Genomic DNA, 23087 nt, shown 5'->3' on the forward strand with positions numbered 1-23087 from the left:
TTGTTCCAAACGTCAACCTCATCTGCGCGGCGCCGAGCCGGTAGGAGCCGAAACGAAGGACGTCGTCAGGCCGCTTCGCGGAACCGATATCCGACGCCGTAAAGCGTTTCGATCATGTCGAATTCAATGTCGACCATCTTGAACTTCTTGCGCAGGCGCTTGATGTGGCTATCGATGGTACGGTCGTCAACGTATACCTGTTCGTCGTAAGCCGCGTCCATAAGGGCGTCGCGGCTCTTCACCACACCCGGGCGTTGGGCCAGCGATTGAAGGATCAGAAACTCGGTAACGGTGAGGGTCACCGGGTCACCCTTCCAGGTGCAGGTATGGCGCTCCTGGTCCATCACCAATTGCCCGCGCTCCAGCGTGCGGGCTTGCGACTCGCTGCCTGCTTTTGCACCGCCCGAACCGGCCACGACCTCGCGGTTGCCGGCGCGACGCAGGATTGCCTTCACGCGTTCGACGAGAAGCCGCTGCGAAAAGGGCTTGGTGATGAAGTCGTCGGCGCCCATCTTCAGGCCGAAGAGTTCGTCGATCTCTTCATCCTTCGACGTGAGGAAAATGACGGGAATATCCGACTTCTGCCGAAGGCGTCGCAGCAGTTCCATCCCGTCCATTCGCGGCATCTTGATGTCGAAGATGGCGAGGTGGGGCGGGCGGGCGAGCAAGCCGTCCAGCGCCGAGGCACCGTCCGTGTAGGTTTCCACTTTGTAACCCTCCGCCTCCAGGGCAATGGACACGGAGGTCAGGATGTTCCGGTCGTCGTCAACGAGCGCGATCGTTTGCATGTTGTTCGTCTCCGTCATCATAAGCGCGGCTCCTGGTATCGATCCCTATCAATCCGGGTTCCTCTTGCGCGCTTCATTGGGGGCAAAGGTGGAACAAATTGTGGCAGAGATAAAGGGGCGCGTCGATCCGTCGCCGCCGCGGGAGCCCCCAATACGAAGGGGAAAAGGCGTTAAACGCGCCATTCAAACCGATTTAAAAATGCGTACTCAAATTTAAATCGATTAATTATTTGATATCATTGATATTTTCTTCTATCGTCGTCTTGCCTTTTAGAAAGGCGAACACTAGGTTCGCGAAAAATTCAACGGCAATCCCCCACAGCAAAGGAAGAGTGTCCATGGAGGAGCTTGGTGTAAATAATCCCCTCATCGGGGTAGCGTCTATCGGGTTGGGGGATGCAGCACGCATCTACTACAACTTCCTTGAGAGCGAACTCTACGAAGAGGCCATTCGCCGCAAGGAAGCCGTCCTGACCGCCGATGGCGCGCTTTGCGCCGTGACCGGCCAGCACACCGGCCGATCCGCCAAGGACAAGTTCATCGTTCGCGACAGCCACACCGACGGCGAAATCTGGTGGGACAACAACAGGCCCATGTCGCCCGAACACTTTGGCCTGCTTCACAAGGACATGCTTGCGCACGCCGCAGGCAAGGACATCTTCGTCCAGGACCTCGTTGGTGGCGCCGACGCCGAAAACGCGCTGCCTACGCGCGTGGTGACGGAACTTGCGTGGCACTCGCTTTTCATACGCAACCTTTTGATTCGCCCGGACCGGTCGACCCTCGGCGAGTTCCAGCCGAAGTTGACCATCATCAACCTGCCGACGTTCCGCGCCGACCCGGCTCGCCACGGCTGCCGTTCCGAGACGGTGATCGCGTGTGATTTCACCAACGGCATCGTACTGATTGGTGGGACCTCCTACGCCGGCGAGATCAAGAAGTCGGTCTTCACGGCCCTCAACTACATGCTGCCGCCGAAGGGCGTCATGCCGATGCACTGCTCGGCCAACGTGGGCCCGGCAGGTGACACGGCGGTCTTCTTCGGCCTTTCGGGCACCGGCAAAACGACGCTCTCGGCCGATCCGAGCCGGACTCTGATTGGAGATGACGAGCACGGCTGGGGCGAGCATGGCGTGTTCAACTTCGAAGGCGGTTGCTATGCGAAAACCATCCGGCTGTCGGCGGAAGCCGAGCCGGAAATCTACGCAACCACCAAGCGCTTCGGTACCGTGCTCGAGAATGTCGTGCTGGACGAGCGTCGTCTGCCCGACTTCCATGATGGTTCGCTGACGGAAAACACCCGTTGCGCCTACCCGCTGCACTTTATCCCGAACGCCTCCGACACGGGCCGTTCCGGACATCCGAAGACGATCATCATGCTGACGGCCGACGCCTTCGGTGTCCTGCCGCCGATCGCGCGCCTCACGCCCGAGCAGGCGATGTATCACTTCCTCTCCGGCTACACGGCGAAGGTCGCCGGCACCGAAAAGGGTGTCACGGAGCCCGAAGCGACGTTCTCGACCTGCTTCGGTGCGCCGTTCATGCCGCGGCACCCGGCTGAGTACGGGAACCTGCTTCGTGATCTGATCGCGCGCCACAACGTCGATTGCTGGCTGGTAAACACCGGCTGGACCGGAGGTGCTTACGGCGTGGGCCATCGCATGCCGATCAAGGCAACGCGTGCGCTTCTGACCGCTGCGCTCAACGGCGAACTGAAGAAGATCGAAACGCGTGTCGATCCGAACTTCGGCTTTGCTGTTCCGGTTGCTGTCGAAGCGGTGGATAGCGCAATTCTCGATCCGCGCTCGACCTGGGCGGACGGCGAAGAGTACGACGCACAGGCCAAGAAGCTGGTCGCGATGTTCATCACCAACTTCGCGAAGTTCGAAGATCACGTCGATCACACTGTCCGGGCTGCGGCTCCGAGCGCGAGCATTGCCGCCGAGTAATCCCGGCTGCTTGAACCTGTCAGAAGCCCGGTGGTCGATGCCCTCCGGGCTTCTTTGTCATTGGTGGTTCCCGTCGGTGCCCAAATGTGGGAATAGAACGGTTGGAGACAGCCGATGGCCAGCGACGCACTTTACATAGACGACCGGATCACGATTGCGGGTTGGGAACTGACGGAGCAGTTTGTTCTGGCAGGCGGGCCGGGAGGCCAGAACGTCAACAAGGTTTCAACTGCCGTACAGCTCTTCTTTGACATCGCCGGATCACCTTCTCTTCCCGAGCGGGTCAAGACAAATGCCTTGAAACTCGGCGGTCGGCGAGTTTCCAAGGACGGTGTCCTGATGATCGAGTCGAGCCGTTACCGCAGCCAAGAGCGAAATCGCGCGGATGCGAGAGAGCGACTGAGGGAACTGATCCTCAAGGCGGCTGAGCCACCACCGCCGTCGCGGCGAAAGACCAAACCCACCAAAGGCTCCGTTGAGCGACGGCTGAAGGAAAAGGCCGGTCGTTCGGAGGTGAAGAAAATGCGCGGCCGGCCTGCCGGCGATTGACAGGAGTTGCCCGGTGCGGATGCGCGGCCTGACAAGCGAGACGTGATGGCAAATAATACCGGTACAGGCTGGACGTTTCCAGAAGGGGTAAAGTTCTATCCCGGTTATCTGACGCGTGAGCAGCAGAAGATGCTGCTGGAAGAAGTACGCGAGGTTGTCGCCGCCGCCCCTCTCTATGTCCCGGTGATGCCCGGCACCGGCACACCACTATCGGTTCGTATGACCAACTGCGGCCCGCTCGGGTGGGTGACGGACAAAGATCGGGGTTACCGCTACCAAGGCGTTCATCCCGTTACCCAATCGGCCTGGCCACCGATCCCTGACACCCTCATCCATATCTGGGAGCAGGTTGCATGCTATCCGAAACTTCCGGAGGCTTGCCTCGTGAATTTCTACGCCGGCGATGCACGAATGGGACTGCATCAGGACAAGGACGAGCAGGATCTTGAAGCGCCGGTGGTGTCGGTCTCTCTCGGAGAGTCCTGCCTCTTTCGCCTTGGTGGCAAGCAACGCAACGACAGGACCCGCTCATTCCGGCTTGCAAGCGGTGACGTGCTCGTTCTCGGAGGCGAAGGACGCTTGGCTTTTCACGGGGTGGATCGGGTTTATCCCGGAACTTCGACATTGCTGAAGAACGGTGGACGGATCAACCTCACGCTTCGGCGCGTCAACCCCTGACGACCGGCGATGGCCAGTCAGAGCTTCCGTAGGGCTACCTTTTCGACGAGGTGGTTTTCACCCTTCTGAAGGATGAGGTCGGCGCGCGGTCGTGTCGGAAGAATGTTCTCCCTGAGGTTCTTCAAGTTGATGTTGGTCCAGAGATCTTCGGCGATATCCAGCGCTTCCTGCTCGCTGATGGTGGCATAGCGGTGGAAATACGAGTTCGGATCGCGGAAGGCCGTCTGCCGCAACTTCATGAAGCGGTGCACGTACCAGCGATGGATCAAGGTCTCGTCGGCGTCGATGTAGATCGAGAAGTCGAAGAAGTCCGAGACCATCGGCACGATCTTCCCGTCTGCGGGCAGGTCGCGTGACTGAAGAACGTTGATCCCTTCGAAAATCAGAATGTCTGGCCGGTCGATGACTTTGTACTCGTTCGGCAGCACGTCGTAGGTCAGGTGCGAGTAGCAGGGCGCCTTCACGTTCGGCAGACCGGCCTTTATCGCCGACAGGAAGCGCAGAAGTGCGCCAATGTCGTAACTCTCGGGGAAGCCTTTGCGATTCAACAAGTTCTCACGGATGAGAACCGAATTCGGGTAGAGAAAGCCGTCCGTGGTAATGAGGTCGACCTTCGGACTCGACGGCCAACGGGCGAGCAACTCCTTCAGGATGCGGGCGGTCGTCGATTTGCCGACCGCCACCGACCCGGCGATACCGATGACGAAGGGGGTTTTCGCCACGTCCGACATGCTGAGGAATCGGTTGCGCTGCTCGAAGAGTAACTGCGAGGATTCCACGTGGGAGGAAAGCAGGCGCGACAGCGACAGGTAGATTCGCCGAACTTCCTCCAGATCGATCGGGTCGTCGATCGACCGTAGGCGGTGTACTTCGTCCGCGGTCAGCGTCAGCGGGGTGTCGGCACGAAATCGCGCCCATTCTTCCGAAGAATAGAAGTGATAGGGCGAATAATCGTTGGCTTGGAAGTGATCGAGCGTTTCGGGCACGTCGGCTGGCCGTGTAGCTGTTGTCATGGATCCCGCCGGTTGGCCTTTTCGCTGAGGCCTGTCTGGGCTGTTCGCCGCTGAAGCTCCTGCATGACAGCTTCTAGCGGTACGTCGGCGATTTTCAATACGACCAAGAGATGATAGAGCAGATCGGCACTCTCGCAGACGAGATTCTGCCGGTCTTCAGCAATCGCGGCGATCACGGTCTCCACCGCCTCCTCACCGAGCTTCTTGGCTGCTTTGCGTTGTCCGCCGCGGACGAGTTTCGCCGTCCAGGATTGATCCGGCTCAGCCATCGCGCGCGTGGCGACGATCTTTTCAAGGTCCGTCAGGGAGAACATGGTCATTCCGCCTCTCCGTCTTCTTCAGTCGAGCCGCATGGGGATGCCGTGGTCCGCCATGTAGCGCTTCGCCTCGCCGATGCTGTATGTTCCGAAGTGGAAGATCGATGCCGCAAGGACGGCAGTCGCATGACCTTCCTTGATCCCTGCAACGAGATCATCCAGATTGCCGACGCCGCCCGAGGCGATGACCGGAACACGCACGGAGTCGGCAATGGTCCGCGTCAGCGCGATGTCATAGCCACTTTTCGTGCCGTCCCTGTCCATGGATGTAACGAGGAGCTCTCCGGCGCCGCGCGCTGCCATCTTGCCCGCGAATTCGACCGCGTCGATGCCCGTCGGCTGACGACCGCCATGGGTGAAGATCTCCCATCGGTCGGTTTCTCCGGGCCCGGATACCTTCTTGGCATCGATGGAGACGACGATGCATTGATCGCCGAACTTGTCTGCGGCCTCGGCCACAAAGTCGGGATTCTTCACCGCGGCCGAATTGATGGAGACCTTGTCGGCCCCACAGAGGAGGAGTTTCCGGATGTCGGCAATGGTGCGAACCCCTCCGCCGACCGTGAGCGGCATGAAGCAGTGTTCCGCCGTTCGTGCGACCACGTCGAAGATGGTGTGACGATCCTCAGATGAGGCCGTGATGTCGAGGAAGGTGAGTTCATCGGCGCCGGCCGCGTCGTAAGCCTTGGCCGCCTCCACCGGGTCGCCTGCATCAATGAGATCGACGAAATTAATGCCCTTGACGACACGGCCATCCTTGACGTCGAGACAGGGAATTACACGAGCTTTCAACGTCATTGTTGCACCTCGGCTTGGCGGGCGGACTTGATAAGCGCAAGAGCCTCGCCCGGATCAATGCGGCCGTCGTAGAGGGCCCGACCGGATATTGCACCTTCGAGCTTTCTGGCATCCGGTCGCAACATGCGACGTATGTCTTCGATCGAGGCGAGACCACCGGACGCAATGACCGGAATAGAGACCGCATCCGCGAGCGCCAGTGTCGATTCCCAGTTGATGCCGATCAGAATCCCGTCGCGGTCGATGTCGGTGTAGATGATGGCCGCAACTCCGGCGCCTTCGAACTTGCGTGCAAGCTCGATTACGCCGAGTTCAGAGGCCTCCGCCCAACCTTCCACTGCCACCTTGCCGCCCTTGGCATCGATGCCGACGGCAACTCGTCCGGGAAACGCCCTGCAGGCCTCGATGACCAAAGCCGGATCACGCACCGCCACGGTGCCGAGGATCACGCGGGTGAGACCGCGTGCCAACCAGGATTCGATATGTGCGAGCGTACGGATGCCGCCTCCGAGCTGAACCGGGTTCTTCGTCGCCTTGAGGATGGCGTCGACGGCTGCGCCGTTGACGCTCTCGCCGGCAAAGGCACCATTGAGGTCAACGACATGCAGCCATTCAAAACCCTGCTCCTCAAAGGCTCTTGCCTGTGCGGCCGGATCAGGATTGTAGACCGTCGCCTGAGCCATGTCGCCGAGCTTCAGTCGGACACATTGGCCGTCCTTGAGGTCTATCGCGGGAAAAAGGATCATAGTTTCGTCCAGCTGTTTTACGGGGCCCAGGTCAGGAAGTTTGCGATCAGCTTGAGGCCGAGCGTTTGACTCTTTTCCGGATGGAACTGGGCACCGGCCATGTTGTCACGGGCGACGAAGGCGGTGACCGGCGCGCCGTAGTCGGTCGTGGCCACGATGTCCTCGGGATTGTCAGCCGCCAGATGATACGAGTGGACGAAATAGGCATGTAAGCCGTCCGGACCGGTCGGAATGTCCTTAAAGAGCGGGTGAGGTCGACGAAGATCGAGAGTGTTCCAGCCGATCTGCGGTATTTTCAGAGCGGGATCGCCAGGTGTCATCTCGATGACGTCACCTTTGATCCAGCCAAAGCCCGGAGTGACGGTTTTCTCAAGACCGCGGCTGGACATCAGCTGCATGCCGACGCAGATACCGAGAAAGGGTCGCCCATTCTTTTCCACGGCGACGGTAAGGGCTTCCGTCATGCCGACAACCGCGTCAAGCCCTCGACGGCAGTCGGCGTAGGCACCGACGCCTGGTAGGACGATACGGTCGGCAGATGCGACACGTTCGGGCTGGTCGGTCAACTCGACATCCGCGACGACTCCGCTCTCCCGTGCCGCCCGCTCGAATGCCTTGGTGGCTGAACGGAGGTTACCCGAGCCGTAATCGATGATCGCCACACGCATGGGCTTAGTCCTTCTGTTCGTGGCCACCACCGCATCCTTCGCTCCGGCCATCCGGCGGGGTCATGAGGACATCAAGGCAGGACCGCAATTACGCTGTCTTTTCAGACCAGGGAACCCTTGGTCGACGGGACGCGGCTCGCCTGCCGCGGATCGATTTCCGTTGCGCTGCGAAGCACGCGGGCGACCGCCTTGAAGCAGGTTTCCGCTATATGGTGATTGTTGGCGCCGTAATGGTTCATGACGTGCAAGGTGATGCCGGCGTTCTGCGCAAGCGCCTGGAAGAATTCGCGGACCAGTTCCGTATCGAACGTGCCGATCTTGGGTGCACTGAAGGCGACGTTCCATACGAGGAACGGCCGCCCCGATACGTCGATCGCCGCCTTCGTCATGGTTTCGTCCATCGCCAGATCGATAGACGCATAGCGGCTGATGCCGCGGCGGTCGCCGAGCGCCTTCGAGATCGCCTGCCCGAGCGCGATACCTGTGTCCTCGACCGTATGGTGATCGTCTATGTGCAGATCGCCTTTGACTTCGATATCCATGTCGATGAGAGAATGTCGGGAGAGCTGGTCGAGCATATGGTCGAAGAAACCGACACCCGTCGATATCCGGGACTGGCCGCTACCGTCGACATTAACGGAAACGGCAACCGAAGTCTCGTTGGTCTTGCGAGAGACGGTGCTAGTGCGGCCCGATGCGGCAGTCGACATGGTTCTACTCCGGAAAGTTCTGCGTGCTCCTTATCAGGCGCTGTGGCAAATATCCAGAAGAGAGCGTCAAAACAGCGCGGTGACAGGCATTTGGCGGTCGGGTGACGTGTCCGGTTTGCAATCCGTCTGCGGAAACTTAAATAAGAGCAAACACTGGCGGCAATCCCTCCGGTATGAATTCATTCTTTCAGGTCGGTTTCCAAGATGAGCGAACATAATCCATACGGCACCATGCATGGCACGACCATCATCACCGTGCGCAAGAATGGCGTTGCTGTGATGGCCGGCGACGGCCAGGTCAGCCTCGGCCAGACCGTCATGAAGGGTAACGCCCGAAAGGTGCGGCGGATCGGCAAGGGCGATGTCATCGCCGGCTTCGCTGGCGCCACGGCAGACGCCTTCACCTTGCTGGAGCGACTTGAAAAGAAGCTGGAGCAATATCCCGGGCAGTTGATGCGTGCCGCAGTGGAGCTCGCTAAAGACTGGCGAACGGACAAATATCTACGTAACCTCGAAGCAATGATGCTGGTTGCGGACAAATCGGTAACCCTGGCAATTACCGGGAATGGAGATGTCCTCGAGCCGGAGCACGGCGCGATCGCCATCGGTTCAGGCGGCAACTACGCCTACGCGGCCGCGCGTGCGCTCATGGAGACCGAACTGTCTGCTGAGGATATCGCCCGCCGCGCGATGGCGATCGCCGCGGAGATCTGCGTCTACACGAACGGCAATGTTGTCGTGGAAACGATTGCAAGCGACACCTGATCTCACCCATTCAAGCCACCATTTCACGGAAAAGGGCTATGACGACATTTTCTCCCCGCGAGATCGTTTCCGAACTCGACCGTTACATCATCGGACAGCATGAGGCGAAGCGCGCTGTCGCGATCGCACTGCGCAACCGCTGGCGCCGCCAGCAGCTCGACGAGAGCCTCCGTGATGAGGTCATGCCGAAGAACATCCTGATGATCGGACCGACCGGCGTCGGCAAGACCGAGATCTCCCGGCGACTTGCGAAACTTGCCGGTGCCCCCTTCATCAAGGTCGAAGCTACGAAGTTTACCGAGGTGGGCTATGTCGGCCGCGACGTGGAGCAGATCATTCGCGATCTCGTCGAAGTCGGCATTGGACTGGTGCGAGAAAAGAAGCGCGCCGAGGTCCAGGCGAAGGCCCATGCAAGTGCAGAAGAGCGCGTCCTTGACGCGCTGGTCGGCTCTACTGCGTCCCCTGCGACGCGCGACAGCTTCCGTAAGAAGCTGCGTGACGGCCTTCTCGATGACAAGGAGATCGAGATCGAGGTCGCCGACACCGGCAGCGGCATGCCCGGCTTCGAAATTCCCGGAGCAAACGTGGGCATCCTCAATCTGTCGGAGATGTTCGGCAAGGCCATGGGGGGCCGAACCAAGAAAGTCCGCACCACGGTCAAGAACTCCTATCCGGAATTGATCCGCGACGAATCCGACAAGTTGATCGACAATGAGCTGATCCAGCGCGAAGCCGTAAAGTCGGTCGAGAACGACGGGATCGTGTTCCTCGACGAGATCGACAAGATTGCCGCGCGCGACGGTGGGATCGGCGCAGGCGTCTCCCGTGAGGGGGTCCAGCGAGACTTGCTGCCGCTGGTTGAAGGTACGACCGTGTCCACCAAGTACGGGCCGGTCAAGACGGATCATATTCTGTTCATCGCGTCCGGTGCCTTCCACGTCGCGAAGCCATCCGATCTTTTGCCCGAACTGCAGGGACGTCTGCCGATCCGTGTCGAGTTGAAGCCGCTGACGAAGGAGGACTTCCGACGGATCCTGACAGAGACGGAGGCAAGTCTCATCCGCCAGTACCGGGCACTGATGGCTACGGAGGAGTTGAACCTCGACTTCACGGAGGACGCAATCGACGCCCTGGCGGATGTCGCTGTTCACCTGAACACTTCTGTGGAGAACATCGGCGCCCGGCGCCTGCAGACCGTCATGGAACGGGTGTTGGACGATATCTCCTTCAACGCGCCCGATCGTGGCGGGCAGTCCATCATGATCGACTCCGGCTATGTGCGCGAACATGTGGGTGATATAGCCGCCGACGCTGATCTCTCCCGCTATATCCTGTGATGTTTGTGCATCTCTGTGGTATTTCCGGATGTGGTGAACCAGAGATGGTTAACGCAGTGGTCGACAAGGAAGGCTGCACCTTATAGAGGAGCAGCCGCATAGGTCGAGTTCCGATCTATGGAACAACAATGGGGCAGGCGGATCGTGGTGCGGTTCTTTCTGGCAGTGGTCGTGGCTCTGATGCTGGTGGCGCCGACATCGGCGCGTGCCGGTGTCGTCCTCGTTCCGGCAGGGAATCGCCACGCCGAACAACCATCGATCCCGGGCGCTTCCGTGAGGCGCACGAAAGCCGGTAAGACGACCTTCGATCTTAAGTACGAGAAGGTACGGGATCTTCTGGCTTCCGATCGGCAGCTGATCGCGAAGATCAAGTCTACGGCGGCCAACTACGGCATCGATCCGATCCATATTGTCGGAGCCATTGTCGGGGAACACACCTACAACGTCGATGCCTATGATCGCCTCCAGAGCTACTACGTAAAGGCGGCGTCCTACGCAGGCAGCAGCTTCCGCTTCAGCTATGAAGACGAGTCGATCGAGGATTTCGTGGGCCGTCCCGAGTTCTCGGAATGCGATGGTCTTTCAGACTCCTATCGCCTGTGGTCGTGCCGCGAGCTCGTCTGGGAGAAAACCTTCCGCGGGCATTCCGTCGACGGCATAAGCTATCCGAACAACCGGTTCAGCGCGGTCTTTTTCCAGCCGTTCTATGCGGGGCAGACGTTTGGGCTCGGCCAGATCAATCCGCTGACGGCATTGATGCTCACGGACTTCGTCGCGCAGAGGTCCGGCTACCCGCGACTGAATGCGAGCGACGCCGCCGGAGTCTACAAGGCCATCATGGATCCGGATATTTCGCTTGCCTTCATGGCAGCAATTCTTCGCAAGTCCATCGACGACTACCGCTCGATCGCGGGCATGGACATTTCTCGCAATCCCGGCATCACGGCAACGTTGTTCAATGTCGGCAACTCGCTCGGGCGAGCACAGGCCCTGGCCCGCAAGAATGCCGCGGGCGGTGCAGCCGTGCTGCCCGAGGAGAACTATTATGGCTGGCTGGTGAACGATCGACTGGCGGAGCTCAAGGCCCTGCTTTGAGCCCTTCGGTCCAGCCGGCGGCAGCCCCTTGGCTTTCCAGTCAAAACTTGCCATTTGTAAGGCGAACCTGCACCCGGGCCCGGTGGATCCGGGCGCCGATCCCTTTCGGTAGACATTGGAGCGCCGGTTGACCAGGTCAGTATTGCTCGGCATCGACACCGGCGGAACGTACACCGACGCGGTTCTTTTCAGCGAGGCGGATGGACTTCTGGCGAAGGCGAAGGCACTGACCACCCGTCATGATCTTGCCGTCGGGATTTCGGCCTCCGTCGATGAAGTTCTGCGCTCTTCCGGCGTTGCGGCCAATGCCATCGGTCTCGTCTCGCTGTCGACGACTCTTGCGACGAACGCTCTGGTCGAAGGGCAGGGTGGCAGAACTTGCCTTGTAATGATCGGCTTCCAGCCTGCAGACATAAAGCGAGACGGACTTTCGGAGGCGCTGAGGACCGACCCCGTGATTTTTCTCTCCGGAGGACACGATACACACGGCAACGAGAACCTGCTCGACATGAGCCCGCTCGAGGATGCGTTGCCGCACCTTGGACAGACCGTGTCCTCGTTCGCTGTCGCCGGCTATTTCGCGGTTCGCAATCCCGCCCACGAGATCCGGGTCCGAGACCGCATCCGCGCCGTTACAGACCTGCCGGTCACCTGCAGCCACGAACTGTCGTCAAAACTGGGCGGCCCGCGGCGTGCGCTGACGACCCTGCTCAACGCGCGCCTCGTCGCCATGATCGATCGCCTGATCGGGAGCTGCGAAACGTTTACGAAGCAGCGCGGAATTTCCGCACCTATGATGGTCGTGCGCGGCGATGGTGCACTGATTTCCGCGGCGGAGGCCCGGCTGCGTCCGATCGAAACGATCCTCTCGGGTCCGGCGGCTAGCCTGGTCGGCGCGCGTTATCTCACGGGTTTGGACGACGCCGTCATCTCCGACATCGGAGGCACGACGACCGACGTCGCCATCCTCGACGGGGGAAAGCCGCGCCTTGATATGGATGGCGCCGTCGTTGGCGGTCACCGTACGATGGTGGAAGCGGTCGCTATGCGCACCTACGGCCTCGGCGGGGATTCCGAGGTGCGAATCGATGAGCGCGGCCTCAGCGCGAAGATCGAACTCGGGCCGCGACGCCTCGTACCGCTCAGCCTCGCCGCCGCACTTCACGGCGATGTCGTGCTCGATGCGCTCGAGCGGCAGCTTCGGACTATTCATCCGGGCCGTCACGATGGCCGGTTTGCCGTGCGTACTGGCGTTCCGGAGAGTTTGGCCGCCGGCCTCCAGCCGCAGGAGGCCAACCTGTTTGCCCGCATCGATGACAAGCCGGTCCCGCTCGATCAGCTGCTGACGTCGACTGCACAAGGCGCCGTTCTCGATCGGCTGATAGCGAGGGGGCTCGTTCATCTCTGCGGAATAACGCCTTCGGATGCCATGCATGTCTTGGGCCGGCAGGAACAGTGGGAGCGGAAGGCGGCCGAGCTCGGCCTGAGGCTTGCACTGCGGATGAAGGACGGCACGGGACGTCCGATTGCGGAATCCACGGAGGAGCTTGCTGGGCGTATTGTCGCGAGGTTGCATCGGCGGTCGGCGGAGATCGTCCTCGGCACCTGCCTTGCCGAGGACGATCTGGCTGAAGTTGATCCCGCGAGGTCGGTTCTGATCGACCGCGCTCTCTCCGGTAAGGATGGTATCGTCCGCTTTGGTCTCGCGCTCGACCGCCCCCTTGTGGGACTCGGGGCATCGGCACGGGTCTACTACCCGGAGATCGCCGAAATTCTCTCATCCGCTGTTTCGATCCCAGTGGATTCCGATGTGGCAAATGCCGTCGGCGCGGTGGTGGGGCAGGTTCAGATGTCGGCGGAGGTCGTCGTTACATCGCCGCAAGAGGGTCTCTTCATATTGTCCGGTTGCGGCGACAGCTTGCGACTGACCGAACAGGAGGAGGCGTTTGCCGAGGCGAGGCGCCGGGCCGACACGGTCGTTCGCGAACGCGTTGCCGCCAATGGAGCCAGCGCAACGCTGGTTGTCGTGGAAGAAAGCGTCGAGGCTCCCGAGATCGAGGGCAGGCGACGCCTGATTGAGGCCCGTATGATTGCGCGTGCGGTCGGGCGGCCGCCCGTCGCGGGCGACTGACTATTTCTCTACTGGAAAGAATATTTGTCACTTATGCACAATTGACAAGGGGTGCGAATACGCGATCCTGTGCGCCATGCCTGAGCAGCAAACGCATTAAGGAGAATGCAATGGGCCGCGTCGAGAGCCACGGATTGTCCATCGATCAGAGTCTTTATGACTTCCTGATAAAACAGGCTCTTCCGGGGACCGAGACTGATCCGGAGCGGTTTTTCACCGGATTTTCGGCGCTCGTGCATGAGCTCGGACCAAAGAACCGCCTGCTTCTCGCCCGACGCGACGAGCTCCAGGAGAAGCTGGACGCCTGGTACCGCGAAAACGGTGCGCCGACTGACATGGGCGCCTACGAGCAATTTCTTCGCGAGATCGGCTACCTTCTCCCGGAGGGAGAAGACTTCTCGGTGACGACGGCCGATGTCGATCCGGAAATTGCCGAAATCGCCGGCCCACAGCTTGTCGTGCCGGTCATGAACGCCCGCTATGCCCTGAATGCCGCCAACGCGCGTTGGGGTTCGCTCTATGACGCGCTCTACGGAACCGACGCGATTCCGGAGGACGGTGGGGCTGAGAAAGGCAAAGGCTATAATGCCGTTCGCGGCGAGAAGGTCATCGCATGGGCGCGCAACCTTCTCGACGTCTCGGCGCCGCTCTTGGACGGGAAGTGGTCGGAGGTCACATCCGTTGCTTCCACGAACGGAAGCCTGGCCGTCGGGCTGGGTGATGGTCGCCAGACCGCTCTGAACGAGCCGAAGCAATTCGTCGGATATACCGGGGCGCCGGATTCGCCGACGAGTGTCTTCCTGCGCAAGAACGGTCTTCATGTCGAGATCGTCATCGACCGCTCAGGGATGATCGGCAAGAGCGATCCGGCCGGCATCAATGATGTACGCCTCGAATCGGCGATCACCACGATCATGGACTGCGAGGATTCGGTCGCTGCGGTCGACGCGGAGGATAAGGTCGTCGTCTATTCCAATTGGCTTGGCCTGATGAAGGGCGATCTGACCGAGGAGGTTACGAAGGGGAGCAGCACCTTCACGCGCAGGCTCAATCCGGATGTCGAGTTCACGTCACCTGACGGTAATCCGGTGTCGGTCGCCGGACGCTCTCTGATGCTTGTACGCAACGTCGGTCACCTGATGACGAATCCGGCGATCCTTGACCGGAACGGCGACGAGGTTCCGGAAGGCATCATAGATGCGATGATTACCGGGCTGATCGCGCTTCACGATATCGGCCCCGGCGGCCGGCGGATGAATTCCCGCAAGGGTTCCATGTACGTCGTAAAACCCAAGATGCATGGGCCTGAAGAGGTTGCCTTCGCCTGCGAGATCTTCGGGCGCGTCGAAGAAGTGCTCGGCATGTCGCCGAACACGATGAAGATGGGCATCATGGACGAGGAGCGTCGCACGACGATCAACCTCAAGGAATGCATCCGCGCCGCCAAGGATCGGGTCGTCTTCATCAATACAGGTTTCCTCGATCGCACCGGTGACGAGATCCACACTTCGATGGAAGCCGGGCCGATGATCCGCAAGGGGGACATGAAGCAGGCGACGTGGATCTCCGCCTACGAGAATTGGAACGTCGACGTCGGCCTCGCCTGCGGCCTTTCGGGCCATGCACAGATCGGCAAGGGCATGTGGGCCATGCCCGACATGATGGCGGCGATGCTCGAGCAGAAGATTGCGCATCCGAAGGCCGGCGCCAATACCGCCTGGGTTCCCTCGCCGACAGCAGCGACGCTGCATGCGACGCACTATCACCAGGTCAATGTTGCCAATGTGCAGGCCGTGCTGAAAGATCGACCGCACGCCAAGCTTTCCGACATTCTATCCGTTCCCGTTGCTGTCCGTCCGAATTGGACGCCGGAAGAAATTCAGCGCGAACTGGACAACAATGCGCAGGGTATTTTGGGTTATGTCGTCCGCTGGATCGACCAGGGCGTCGGCTGCTCAAAGGTGCCGGACATCAACAACATCGGTCTCATGGAAGACCGCGCGACACTTCGCATCTCGGCACAACACATGGCGAACTGGTTCCACCACGGCGTTGCCACCCGCGAGCAGATCGTCGAGACGATGAAAAGGATGGCCGCTGTCGTAGATGCCCAGAATGCGGACGATCCGGCTTATCGGCCGATGGCTGGTCACTTCGACGAGTCCATCGCCTTTCAGGCTGCGCTTGATCTCGTTCTCAAGGGGCGCCAGCAGCCAAATGGCTATACGGAGCCGGTGTTGCACCGACGGCGGCGGGAACTCAAGGCGAGACTTACCGCCTGAATCGACACGCCGAACAAAAATAAAGCCGCCGGCATATGCCGGCGGCTTTTTCGCCTGTGTGGTAACGGTTCTCGCGTGACCCTACTGGAGAACCACGACCCGTGCAGACTTGCCGGGACGCACACGATCATAAAGATCCATGATGTCCTGGTTCATCAGGCGAATGCAGCCGGAGGATGCGGCGGTTCCGATCGAGGCCCATTCTGGGGTGCCGTGGAGACGGAACAGCGTATCCTGTCCCTTGTCGTTGAAGAGGTAGAGGGCGCGTGCACCGAGTGGGTTGCGGACGCCGGGCTCCATGCCATCCTCGACATACTTGGCGACTTCCGGCTTGCGTGCGGCCATCTCCTTCGGGGGATGCCATGTAGGCCAGGCCTGTTTCCAAGCGATATAGGCCTCGCCCTGCCACGCAAAGCCCTGTTTACCGACACCGATGCCGTAGCGGATCGCCTTGCCATTCGGCAGGACGTAGTAGAGGAAGCGTTCGCGGGTATCGACGACGATCGTGCCCGCTTTTTCCTTCGTCTGATAGGAAACGATCTGACGGTGGAATTTCTTGTTCACCTTCTCGATCGGGATCGCCGGGAGGGCATAGCCCGCGTCGGTCACTTTGCCATAGGAATCGCTGAAGATCTTTGCCGTTGCCGTTTCGGTTCCGGGCTTGCCGGATTCGGACGTTGTGGAGCAGCCGGTGAGGGCCATCGTGGCCACGAGACCGAACACAGTGAGAGCATTGCGGAGGCGCATGGAGAACTCGTGTTTTGCGGGGATGATGGTCAGCCCAACCATCTTTGAATATGGTTTATTTTGAATTAAGCTGGTGTTGGCAAGAGTGCCGTCGGCGCCAAATCTGTTTGGCGTTGCAAAATGACGCGGCATTGCTTTTTTGCAACATGCCTTTGTTCCCAATCGGCAGTATCAATGACCATTCTTTCGATTGCCGTTAACAACCCGTTAATCGACGGGCGCCAGTCGGAGCGGGCACTGCTCGTCCGCCGTGGCGTGCAGGTACTTCTGAGTGACATGCGCCAGGCCGTGTTGCCCGAACTTTCACTGTCGAGCGGCCGGCGTGCAGATCTGGTGAGCCTGTCGGAAAAGGGGGAGCTCTGGATTATCGAAATCAAGTCGTCGATCGAGGATTTCCGCGTCGACCGGAAATGGCCGGATTACAGGGCGCATTGCGATCGCCTGTTCTTCGCCACACATGGCGAAGTGCCGCTCGACATCTTTCCGGAGGATTGTGGGCTCCTGCTTTCCGACGGTTACGGCGCGCATATCGTCCGCGATGCGCCCGAACACCGTCTGGCTCCCGCGACCCGCAAGGCAATGATGCTCAATTTCTCCAGGACGGCCGCACAGCGCCTTATGATGGCGGAGTGGGCCGCCTCTCGACAGAGCATCGAATCCTGATCAGTCGCTATTTCGGCGCCCGCTTCGCGAGAATGCGCTGCAGTGTGCGGCGGTGCATGTTCAGTCGCCGTGCTGTTTCAGAGACGTTGCGATCGCAGTTCTCATAAACCCGCTGAATATGTTCCCACCGGACACGATCGGCAGACATCGGATTTTCCGGCACTTCGGCTTTCTCGCCAGGGCGCTGGGTGAGCGAGTGGTATATGTCGTCGGCGTCGGCAGGCTTGGCCAGATAGTCCAGCGCGCCGAGCTTCACCGCTGTCACAGCGGTGGCGATGTTACCATAGCCGGTCAGGACCACAATTCGGGTGTCGTCGCGCCGTTCCCTTATCGCCTGGATAACGTCGAGACCATTACCGTCTCCGAGGCGAAGGTCGACGACCGCATATTTCGGCGGTGCAGCCTTGGACTTGGCGATGCCCTCGGCAACCGACGCTGCGATGTCAACGGCAAACCCACGCGACTCCATCGCGCGCGCAAGGCGACGCAGAAACGGTACGTCGTCGTCGACGATCAAGAGGCTGGGATCGGGTCCGAGCGTGTCGCTTGCTGCCTTGCCCGAGGGGCTCTGAGCGTTGGATGGAGCATTCTCAGTCATGAGCTGACATCCCTGCAGGGGTGTTCTGGTCGAAACTTGCCCTTGCGTTATGGACACTTATGCATGGACGGTAAAGTCATTTTGTGGCTGCGGTGTCCATCAGGCGCCGCGGCCAGACGATCGAAATCCGGGCACCCGGCTGGTCGCTTCGATTTTCGAAGCGTAATTTCGCGCCGGAGCGCTCCAGCAGCGTTTTGGCGATGAAGAGGCCGAGGCCGAGGCCGCCGGCGCGATTTTCCCGCGCTCGGCTGCTGACATATGGTTCTCCGATCCGCTGCAGAATGTCCTGTGAGAAGCCTTGACCGTCGTCCTCGATCACGATCGTCACCTTGTCGCTGTCGTGACCGACGGTCACCGTGACCTTGCTTCGAGCGAAATCGAGGGCGTTCTCGACCAGATTGCCGAGACCGTAGAGAATTCCGGCATTGCGTAAGCCGACCGGCTCTGTTGCGCGTTCGGCTTTTTCGACGAGTTCGAGCTTGATTCCGAACTCGCGGTGAGGCGCCAGGACCTCTTCGATCATGGAGGACAGGGGAAGGCGGCTCATGTGCGCCTCGTTTGCCGAGGGCAGCGTCGTCAGGCGTCGCAGGATATCGCGGCAGCGTTCGCTCTGGCTCCGGAGCAGATGGACATCCTCGCCAAATCGTTCGTCTTCGCCGAGCTCTTTTTCCATCTCTCGCGCAACGACGCTTATGGTCGCAAGCGGTGTGCCGAGTTCGTGCGCAGCGGCGGCGGCCAGACCGTCCAGCTGGGAAAGGTGCTTTTCCCATTGCAGGACGAGCTCCGTCGCGGAAAGCGCATCGGCGAGCAAGGAGGCTTCCTGGGAAACACGATAGGCGTAAAAGGCCGCAAAGCCCATCATCGAGACGATGCCGAACCAGGTTCCGACCTGCATCACCGGCAGGATTTTCAGTGTCTCGCCCGGGTACCACGGAAGCGGATAGGGCGAAAAGGCGAGAGCGGTAATGGTCGCCATGGCGAGCGTCAAAAGCGCGAGAGAGTGCCTTGGCGGCTGCGACGCGAATGAGATGATGACAGGCACACAGATCAAGGGGGAGAAGGGGTTTGCCAGACCTCCGGTGATGAAGAGAAGCGCGCCGAGTTGCAGGAGGTCGAGGCCGAGCACCGCGAATGCAGAGAGCGGCTCCAACCGGTGGGTCGAAGGGAAAGCGGCGGCCAGCAAGGCGTTGGCCACGGCGAGTGCACCGATCAGCAGTACGCAAGCGAGCACAGGTAACGGAAACTGCAGCCAGAAAGCGACGATGAGCACGGTAACGGTCTGCCCCAGCACGGCGACCCACCGCAGCCGCACGAGCGTTTGCAGCCGCAGCCGTCGGCTGGACGGCGCCATTAGGGTTTCGATGTCAGCCCCGACCATTTTCTTCGCCCTCGGTTTCTCGTCTTTGTCGTTCATGCTCTACGTACCACGGGGTTTTGCCCGTGTCGTTGCCTCTGCCTCCTCGGGGTTCTCCGGCCAAGGATGCTTTGGATAGCGGCCTCGCATATCGGCGCGCACGTCCTTCCATGAGCCGGCCCAGAACCCCGGCAAGTCGCGGGTCGTCTGGATCGGTCTGTGTGCAGGAGAAGTCAGCTCGAGCAATAACGGCAGCTTGCCGCCGATCGTGGGGTGCTGGCGAAGCCCGAAAAGCTCCTGGACGCGCAGCGATGCTTTCGGTTCGTCACCGTCGTAATGAATCGGGTGGTTCTGTCCGGTCGGCGCGCGAAAATGCGTCGGCGCCAGTCGATCGAGGTCACGCAGCATGCCATGCGGGACCAATGTACGCAGGCCCTCGGTCAGGCCGCCGGGATCGATCTGATCGAGACCGAGCACGCCGCGCTGGAAAGGCGTGAACCATTCATCGAGCCGCGCCGCCAGCGCGTCATCGCCGACATCCGGCCACGGCTCCCCTAATGTCCGATGCAGAAAGCCGATCCTTTGGCGCAACTGCGCGCCTTCCTTCGAGAAGGGAAGGGCGTTGATTCCGGTTTGCCGCACGCCGGCGGCGAGGGCATCGGCCGCCGCTTCGCCCGAAGGCTTCGGTAAGGGTGACTCCTCCAGGAGGATCGCGCCAAGTCGAACGACCCGTCGGGCGCGAACCTTGCCGCTCCCAGCATCGAAGAAGCATTCCTGGCTGCGTCTGATTGTGTCCGCGAGTTGCTCCTCGACGTCGGCACGGCTGACCTGTGCCGCGGCGAGAACTCGTCCCTGTGCCGCCCGTCCCGTAAGATCGGCGATGACCAGCATTTGCGCGCCCGCAAGTCCTTCGGTATCCGGGATTTCCGCCCCGCGCCCGTTCGTCATGACGAAGCGGCCACGCCCGCCACGCTGCAGGGCCACGCGGTCAGGAAAGGCGTGGAGTAACAGCTGACCGGCGGTCGCGGGAGTATCGGCGCGCGCTTTGCCACCGATGTTCCCCGCGATCCGGGTTGCGAGCTTTCGTGCTGCCGTGGCACGTGTTCCACCATCCGCGGCAAACCCGCGCAAACGTTCATCGAGGTCGATGCCGGCTCCGCCGAGTCCCTGTTCGGTGAGAAGAACCGCAAGCATAGCCGCCTGAAGGGCGCGCCCGCTGGCGGCGGCCGCAATCACCATTGCCGCGAGGCGCGGTGGCAGACCGATTTCACGCATCGTCCGCCCCTTCGCCGTCAATCGTCCCTGCTGATCAAGCGCTTCGAGCAGGGTCAGCATCGTGCGTGCTTCCTGGAGAGCGGCAGTCGGAGGAGGGTCGAGGAAGGACAGCATGGCGGGGTCTTGGACGCCCCAGTGTATCATGTCGAGAAGGAAGCCAGAGAGATCGCTTGCCAGAATTTCCGGCGGAGTGAAGGCGGGAAGGGCGGCTGTCTGTCCGGCATGCCAGAGACGGATTGCGATTCCGGGCTCTGTTCGGCCGGCGCGTCCTGCTCTCTGGTCCGCCGACGCGCGGGAGACGCGAACGGTTTCGAGCCGGGTGATTCCCGTTGCGGCCTCGAAGACGGGAAGCCGCTGCAGCCCGCTGTCGATCACGATGCGCACGCCATCAATGGTAATCGAGGTTTCGGCGATCGACGTGGCAAGGACGACCTTCCGGGTGCCCGGACGGGCCGGCCGTATCGCCTCATCCTGTTCCTTCTGCGTCATGTTGCCGTAAAGAGGCGTCACGAAGACGCCCGCTCCCAAGCGCCCCTTGAGCCGCTCCGCAACGCGATGAATCTCCGCTTGTCCGGGGAGGAAGGCGAGGATCGAGCCTGCCTCTGAGGCGTACGCGTCGAAGATCGCGTCCGTGACCGCATCTTCGACGCGTACGCCGCCCGGACGGTCGCGATAACGTATATCGACTGGAAAGCTGCGTCCCTCGCTGACGATCACAGGGGGATTGTCGAGCAGATCGGCGATCCGTGCCGTGTCGAGCGTTGCCGACATCACCAGGATTCGCAGATCCGGCCGCAGCGCCGATCGCGTGTCGAGCGCCAGCGCCAGCCCGAAATCGGCATCGAGAGAACGTTCGTGAAACTCGTCGAAGAGGACGGCCGCCACACCTTCGAGCTCCGGATCGTCGAGGATCATCCGGGCGAACACACCTTCCGTCACCACCTCGATCTTCGTGTGTACGGAGACACGATTGTCGAGTCGCATGCGATAGCCGACGGTCTCGCCGACGGTTTCACCGAGCAGCTCGGCCATGCGCCCGGCGGCGGCTCTGGCGGCTAGTCGCCGTGGTTCGAGGAGGATGATGCGTCCGTCGGCTCGCCAGGAGCTTTCGAGGAGATGCAACGGAACGACCGTCGTCTTGCCGGCGCCGGGGGGAGCCGAAAGCACGGCACGTCCGGCCGAGGAGAGAGCCGCGTCGACCTCGGCGAGTACATTGCAGATCGGCAGTGAAGGCAGTCTTGAGGTCATATGTCTGTTCGGATGAGAGCGCACCCGTTCGGCCGATGTGTCGCCTCTGCTCTAGATGACGTTTTTTCCAGACTCCAGTTTTTTCCGGACGTAATGAGATTCACGTGAAACGCCTGGCTCTCTGTCAAGTCTTGCCGCGAGAGGCGTATTCATAGGCGAGCACGGCGCCGGCGAGGTCTTCGAGCGCCGCCCCGACGGACTTGAAGAGCGTGATCGCCGATGCGTTGCTACGGCCTTTCGCGTCACCGCGTACGAGTTCGGCCAGCTCGGCCCGTATATCGCTCTCGCCGATGACGCCCGCATTGAGCGGTTGCACGAGATCGCCGCCTTCGCTGAGTGCCCCGGCGCGCGTATCGACGAAGATTTCGGCCCGGCTGACCGCTTCGTCGTCGGTTTCCCGCATTGACGGCTTGAAAGCCCCGACGAGATCGAGGTGAGCGCCGGGCTTCAGCCAGGCACCCCGAATGAGAGGTTCATTGGACAAGGTGCAACATGAGATGAGGTCAGCCCTTCGGCTGGCGGCCTCGAGGTCGGCCGCAACAGATGCGTCGTAACCCAGTGCACGCGCCTCGGCTACGATCGCCGCGGCTTTTTCGCCGTTACGGCCCCAGACCCGGAAGCGCTTGAGCGGACGGGTCACGGCATGCGCCTGAATGAGATTGAGCGAAAGCCGTCCCGTGCCGACGACGAGCATCTCCTCCGCGTCCTCGCGCGCGAGGTAGCGGGCAGCAAGCGCCGAGGTCGCTGCCGTCCGGCGTGCCGTCAACTCGCCGCCCTCGATGACCGCGAGCATCTCCCCGGTTTTGCCGGACGAGAGGAGATAGGTACCGAAGATCGCCGGCAGGGATCGCAGATGGTTGTCCGGAAAAACGGACAGCAGCTTCACTCCTATATATTCACCGGGGATCCAGGCCGGCATCATGAGGAGGGTCGCATCGCGTTCTCCGGGCACAGCGACATCCAGGTGATGGCGGACCGGGACCACGCACCCGCCTGCGAAGATCCGCTCGATTGCGCCGATCAGTTCGGGCCAGGGCAGGGCGCGGCTTGTCTGTTGTTCGTCCAGAACCAGCATGATTTCACTCCGTTCGATAGCTGGCGGGACACTATCAATGGGTTCTTGTGTGAGGAAGGGAAAAGTCTGGGCGTGGTTGTTTGGGTTGGTTTGGTTGGTTGTGTTGTCTGTCTGGGTATGGTTTTGCGTGTTTGGCTTGGTGAAATCGAAAATTCTGTTGTTTTTCAAGCGCTTGGAAAATTCTTCAAAAAAATGGGAAGGGGGTTGTTGACTTGTTTGAGGGGGTAGGATTATACATCCGCTCACTGACGAGGGCGGCGGCGCTGCTGGCGACGATGTCCTTCGTTCTGTAGAAATCACT

General features: G+C 60.8%; 21 protein-coding genes. 9 read left to right on the plus strand and 12 right to left on the minus strand.

Going from position 1 to position 23087, the window contains the following annotated elements; all coding sequences use genetic code 11:
- Nucleotides 1-65 precede the first annotated feature (65 nt).
- On the minus strand, nucleotides 66-788 hold the full coding sequence (locus EUU22_RS22060; protein WP_205687951.1) for a response regulator transcription factor: 723 nt from the start codon (nucleotides 786-788) through the stop codon (nucleotides 66-68).
- A gap of 338 nt (nucleotides 789-1126) precedes the next feature.
- Between EUU22_RS22060 and EUU22_RS22065 the strand changes: the two genes are divergently transcribed.
- From EUU22_RS22065 to EUU22_RS22075, 3 genes are all read left to right on the plus strand, one after another.
- A complete protein-coding gene (locus EUU22_RS22065; protein ID WP_129334109.1) occupies nucleotides 1127-2737 on the plus strand; it encodes a phosphoenolpyruvate carboxykinase in 1611 nt (536 codons plus the stop codon).
- A gap of 114 nt (nucleotides 2738-2851) precedes the next feature.
- Nucleotides 2852-3286: an alternative ribosome rescue aminoacyl-tRNA hydrolase ArfB gene (gene arfB, locus EUU22_RS22070; protein ID WP_129334110.1), complete on the plus strand. Its 435-nt coding sequence runs from the start codon at nucleotides 2852-2854 to the stop codon at nucleotides 3284-3286.
- A gap of 45 nt (nucleotides 3287-3331) precedes the next feature.
- The gene (locus tag EUU22_RS22075; RefSeq protein ID WP_129334111.1) at nucleotides 3332-3964 is read left to right on the plus strand and encodes an alpha-ketoglutarate-dependent dioxygenase AlkB family protein; all 633 of its coding nucleotides are present in this window, start codon (nucleotides 3332-3334) and stop codon (nucleotides 3962-3964) included.
- 17 nt (nucleotides 3965-3981) lie between these two features.
- Here the strand turns inward: EUU22_RS22075 and coaA are convergent, their stop codons facing one another.
- The 6 genes from coaA to hisB form a co-directional block, all read right to left on the minus strand.
- Nucleotides 3982-4977 (minus strand): type I pantothenate kinase, encoded by a 996-nt coding sequence (gene coaA / locus EUU22_RS22080; protein ID WP_129334112.1) that lies wholly within the window; start codon nucleotides 4975-4977, stop codon nucleotides 3982-3984.
- Nucleotides 4974-5297: a phosphoribosyl-ATP diphosphatase gene (locus EUU22_RS22085; RefSeq protein ID WP_112690543.1), complete on the minus strand. Its 324-nt coding sequence runs from the start codon at nucleotides 5295-5297 to the stop codon at nucleotides 4974-4976. Before EUU22_RS22085 ends, coaA begins: the two co-directional genes overlap by 4 nt.
- Before the next feature lie 18 nt (nucleotides 5298-5315).
- A complete protein-coding gene (gene hisF / locus EUU22_RS22090) occupies nucleotides 5316-6092 on the minus strand; it encodes an imidazole glycerol phosphate synthase subunit HisF (RefSeq protein WP_129334113.1) in 777 nt (258 codons plus the stop codon).
- Nucleotides 6089-6838, minus strand: coding sequence for a 1-(5-phosphoribosyl)-5-[(5-phosphoribosylamino)methylideneamino]imidazole-4-carboxamide isomerase (gene hisA, locus EUU22_RS22095; RefSeq protein ID WP_129334114.1), 750 nt, complete (start codon nucleotides 6836-6838; stop codon nucleotides 6089-6091). Before hisA ends, hisF begins: the two co-directional genes overlap by 4 nt.
- A gap of 17 nt (nucleotides 6839-6855) precedes the next feature.
- A complete protein-coding gene (gene hisH, locus EUU22_RS22100) occupies nucleotides 6856-7506 on the minus strand; it encodes an imidazole glycerol phosphate synthase subunit HisH (protein ID WP_129334115.1) in 651 nt (216 codons plus the stop codon).
- A gap of 101 nt (nucleotides 7507-7607) precedes the next feature.
- Nucleotides 7608-8216, minus strand: a complete 609-nt coding sequence (hisB, locus tag EUU22_RS22105; protein ID WP_129334116.1) for an imidazoleglycerol-phosphate dehydratase HisB — start codon at nucleotides 8214-8216, stop codon at nucleotides 7608-7610.
- Nucleotides 8217-8420: 204 nt separating this feature from the next.
- Between hisB and hslV the strand changes: the two genes are divergently transcribed.
- The 5 genes from hslV (at nucleotide 8421) to EUU22_RS22130 (ending at nucleotide 15826) form a co-directional block, all read left to right on the plus strand.
- On the plus strand, nucleotides 8421-8981 hold the full coding sequence (hslV, locus tag EUU22_RS22110) for an ATP-dependent protease subunit HslV (protein ID WP_129334117.1): 561 nt from the start codon (nucleotides 8421-8423) through the stop codon (nucleotides 8979-8981).
- A gap of 38 nt (nucleotides 8982-9019) precedes the next feature.
- Entirely contained in the window at nucleotides 9020-10318 is a 1299-nt protein-coding gene (gene hslU, locus EUU22_RS22115) for an ATP-dependent protease ATPase subunit HslU (RefSeq protein ID WP_129334118.1), read from the plus strand.
- A 180-nt stretch (nucleotides 10319-10498) separates the two neighbouring features.
- Nucleotides 10499-11413, plus strand: coding sequence for a DUF1402 family protein (locus tag EUU22_RS22120; RefSeq protein WP_129334161.1), 915 nt, complete (start codon nucleotides 10499-10501; stop codon nucleotides 11411-11413).
- Between the two features lie 127 nt (nucleotides 11414-11540).
- A complete protein-coding gene (locus EUU22_RS22125) occupies nucleotides 11541-13544 on the plus strand; it encodes a hydantoinase/oxoprolinase N-terminal domain-containing protein (RefSeq protein ID WP_129334119.1) in 2004 nt (667 codons plus the stop codon).
- Between the two features lie 110 nt (nucleotides 13545-13654).
- Nucleotides 13655-15826, plus strand: a complete 2172-nt coding sequence (locus tag EUU22_RS22130; RefSeq protein WP_129334120.1) for a malate synthase G — start codon at nucleotides 13655-13657, stop codon at nucleotides 15824-15826.
- A gap of 81 nt (nucleotides 15827-15907) precedes the next feature.
- Here EUU22_RS22130 and EUU22_RS22135 read toward each other — a convergent pair whose 3' ends face one another.
- Nucleotides 15908-16573: a L,D-transpeptidase gene (locus EUU22_RS22135; RefSeq protein WP_129334162.1), complete on the minus strand. Its 666-nt coding sequence runs from the start codon at nucleotides 16571-16573 to the stop codon at nucleotides 15908-15910.
- A gap of 174 nt (nucleotides 16574-16747) precedes the next feature.
- Between EUU22_RS22135 and EUU22_RS22140 the strand changes: the two genes are divergently transcribed.
- Nucleotides 16748-17236 carry an MmcB family DNA repair protein gene (locus EUU22_RS22140; RefSeq protein WP_129334121.1) on the plus strand — a complete coding sequence of 163 codons (489 nt, stop codon included), beginning with the start codon at nucleotides 16748-16750 and terminating at the stop codon, nucleotides 17234-17236.
- Nucleotides 17237-17243: 7 nt separating this feature from the next.
- Here EUU22_RS22140 and EUU22_RS22145 read toward each other — a convergent pair whose 3' ends face one another.
- The 4 genes from EUU22_RS22145 to lhpI all read right to left on the minus strand — a co-directional run bounded on the left by EUU22_RS22145 (nucleotide 17244) and on the right by lhpI (nucleotide 22786).
- On the minus strand, nucleotides 17244-17834 hold the full coding sequence (locus EUU22_RS22145) for an ActR/PrrA/RegA family redox response regulator transcription factor (protein ID WP_129334122.1): 591 nt from the start codon (nucleotides 17832-17834) through the stop codon (nucleotides 17244-17246).
- 76 nt (nucleotides 17835-17910) lie between these two features.
- Nucleotides 17911-19212, minus strand: a complete 1302-nt coding sequence (locus EUU22_RS22150; protein WP_129334163.1) for an ActS/PrrB/RegB family redox-sensitive histidine kinase — start codon at nucleotides 19210-19212, stop codon at nucleotides 17911-17913.
- A 39-nt stretch (nucleotides 19213-19251) separates the two neighbouring features.
- Nucleotides 19252-21711 carry an ATP-dependent helicase HrpB gene (gene hrpB, locus EUU22_RS22155; protein WP_129334123.1) on the minus strand — a complete coding sequence of 820 codons (2460 nt, stop codon included), beginning with the start codon at nucleotides 21709-21711 and terminating at the stop codon, nucleotides 19252-19254.
- Nucleotides 21712-21835: 124 nt separating this feature from the next.
- Nucleotides 21836-22786, minus strand: coding sequence for a bifunctional Delta(1)-pyrroline-2-carboxylate/Delta(1)-piperideine-2-carboxylate reductase (gene lhpI / locus EUU22_RS22160; protein WP_129334124.1), 951 nt, complete (start codon nucleotides 22784-22786; stop codon nucleotides 21836-21838).
- Nucleotides 22787-23087 lie beyond the last annotated feature (301 nt).

The sequence above is a fragment of the Ciceribacter ferrooxidans genome, assembly GCF_004137355.1.
Classification (GTDB): Bacteria; Pseudomonadota; Alphaproteobacteria; order Rhizobiales; family Rhizobiaceae; genus Allorhizobium; species Allorhizobium ferrooxidans.

Coding starts and splice junctions, on each gene's coding strand:
- EUU22_RS22130 (WP_129334120.1), top strand. CDS start 13,655: ATGGGCCGCGTCGAGAGCCACGGATTGTCCATCGATCAGAGTCTTTAT.
- hisH (WP_129334115.1), bottom strand. CDS start 7,506: ATGCGTGTGGCGATCATCGATTACGGCTCGGGTAACCTCCGTTCAGCC.
- hisB (WP_129334116.1), bottom strand. CDS start 8,216: ATGTCGACTGCCGCATCGGGCCGCACTAGCACCGTCTCTCGCAAGACC.
- hslV (WP_129334117.1), top strand. CDS start 8,421: ATGAGCGAACATAATCCATACGGCACCATGCATGGCACGACCATCATC.
- EUU22_RS22150 (WP_129334163.1), bottom strand. CDS start 19,212: ATGGTCGGGGCTGACATCGAAACCCTAATGGCGCCGTCCAGCCGACGG.
- EUU22_RS22145 (WP_129334122.1), bottom strand. CDS start 17,834: ATGACTGAGAATGCTCCATCCAACGCTCAGAGCCCCTCGGGCAAGGCA.
- coaA (WP_129334112.1), bottom strand. CDS start 4,977: ATGACAACAGCTACACGGCCAGCCGACGTGCCCGAAACGCTCGATCAC.
- hrpB (WP_129334123.1), bottom strand. CDS start 21,711: ATGACCTCAAGACTGCCTTCACTGCCGATCTGCAATGTACTCGCCGAG.
- hslU (WP_129334118.1), top strand. CDS start 9,020: ATGACGACATTTTCTCCCCGCGAGATCGTTTCCGAACTCGACCGTTAC.
- EUU22_RS22085 (WP_112690543.1), bottom strand. CDS start 5,297: ATGACCATGTTCTCCCTGACGGACCTTGAAAAGATCGTCGCCACGCGC.
- EUU22_RS22060 (WP_205687951.1), bottom strand. CDS start 788: ATGCAAACGATCGCGCTCGTTGACGACGACCGGAACATCCTGACCTCC.
- EUU22_RS22140 (WP_129334121.1), top strand. CDS start 16,748: ATGACCATTCTTTCGATTGCCGTTAACAACCCGTTAATCGACGGGCGC.
- EUU22_RS22075 (WP_129334111.1), top strand. CDS start 3,332: ATGGCAAATAATACCGGTACAGGCTGGACGTTTCCAGAAGGGGTAAAG.
- EUU22_RS22120 (WP_129334161.1), top strand. CDS start 10,499: ATGCTGGTGGCGCCGACATCGGCGCGTGCCGGTGTCGTCCTCGTTCCG.
- arfB (WP_129334110.1), top strand. CDS start 2,852: ATGGCCAGCGACGCACTTTACATAGACGACCGGATCACGATTGCGGGT.
- hisA (WP_129334114.1), bottom strand. CDS start 6,838: ATGATCCTTTTTCCCGCGATAGACCTCAAGGACGGCCAATGTGTCCGA.
- EUU22_RS22065 (WP_129334109.1), top strand. CDS start 1,127: ATGGAGGAGCTTGGTGTAAATAATCCCCTCATCGGGGTAGCGTCTATC.
- hisF (WP_129334113.1), bottom strand. CDS start 6,092: ATGACGTTGAAAGCTCGTGTAATTCCCTGTCTCGACGTCAAGGATGGC.
- lhpI (WP_129334124.1), bottom strand. CDS start 22,786: ATGCTGGTTCTGGACGAACAACAGACAAGCCGCGCCCTGCCCTGGCCC.
- EUU22_RS22135 (WP_129334162.1), bottom strand. CDS start 16,573: ATGCGCCTCCGCAATGCTCTCACTGTGTTCGGTCTCGTGGCCACGATG.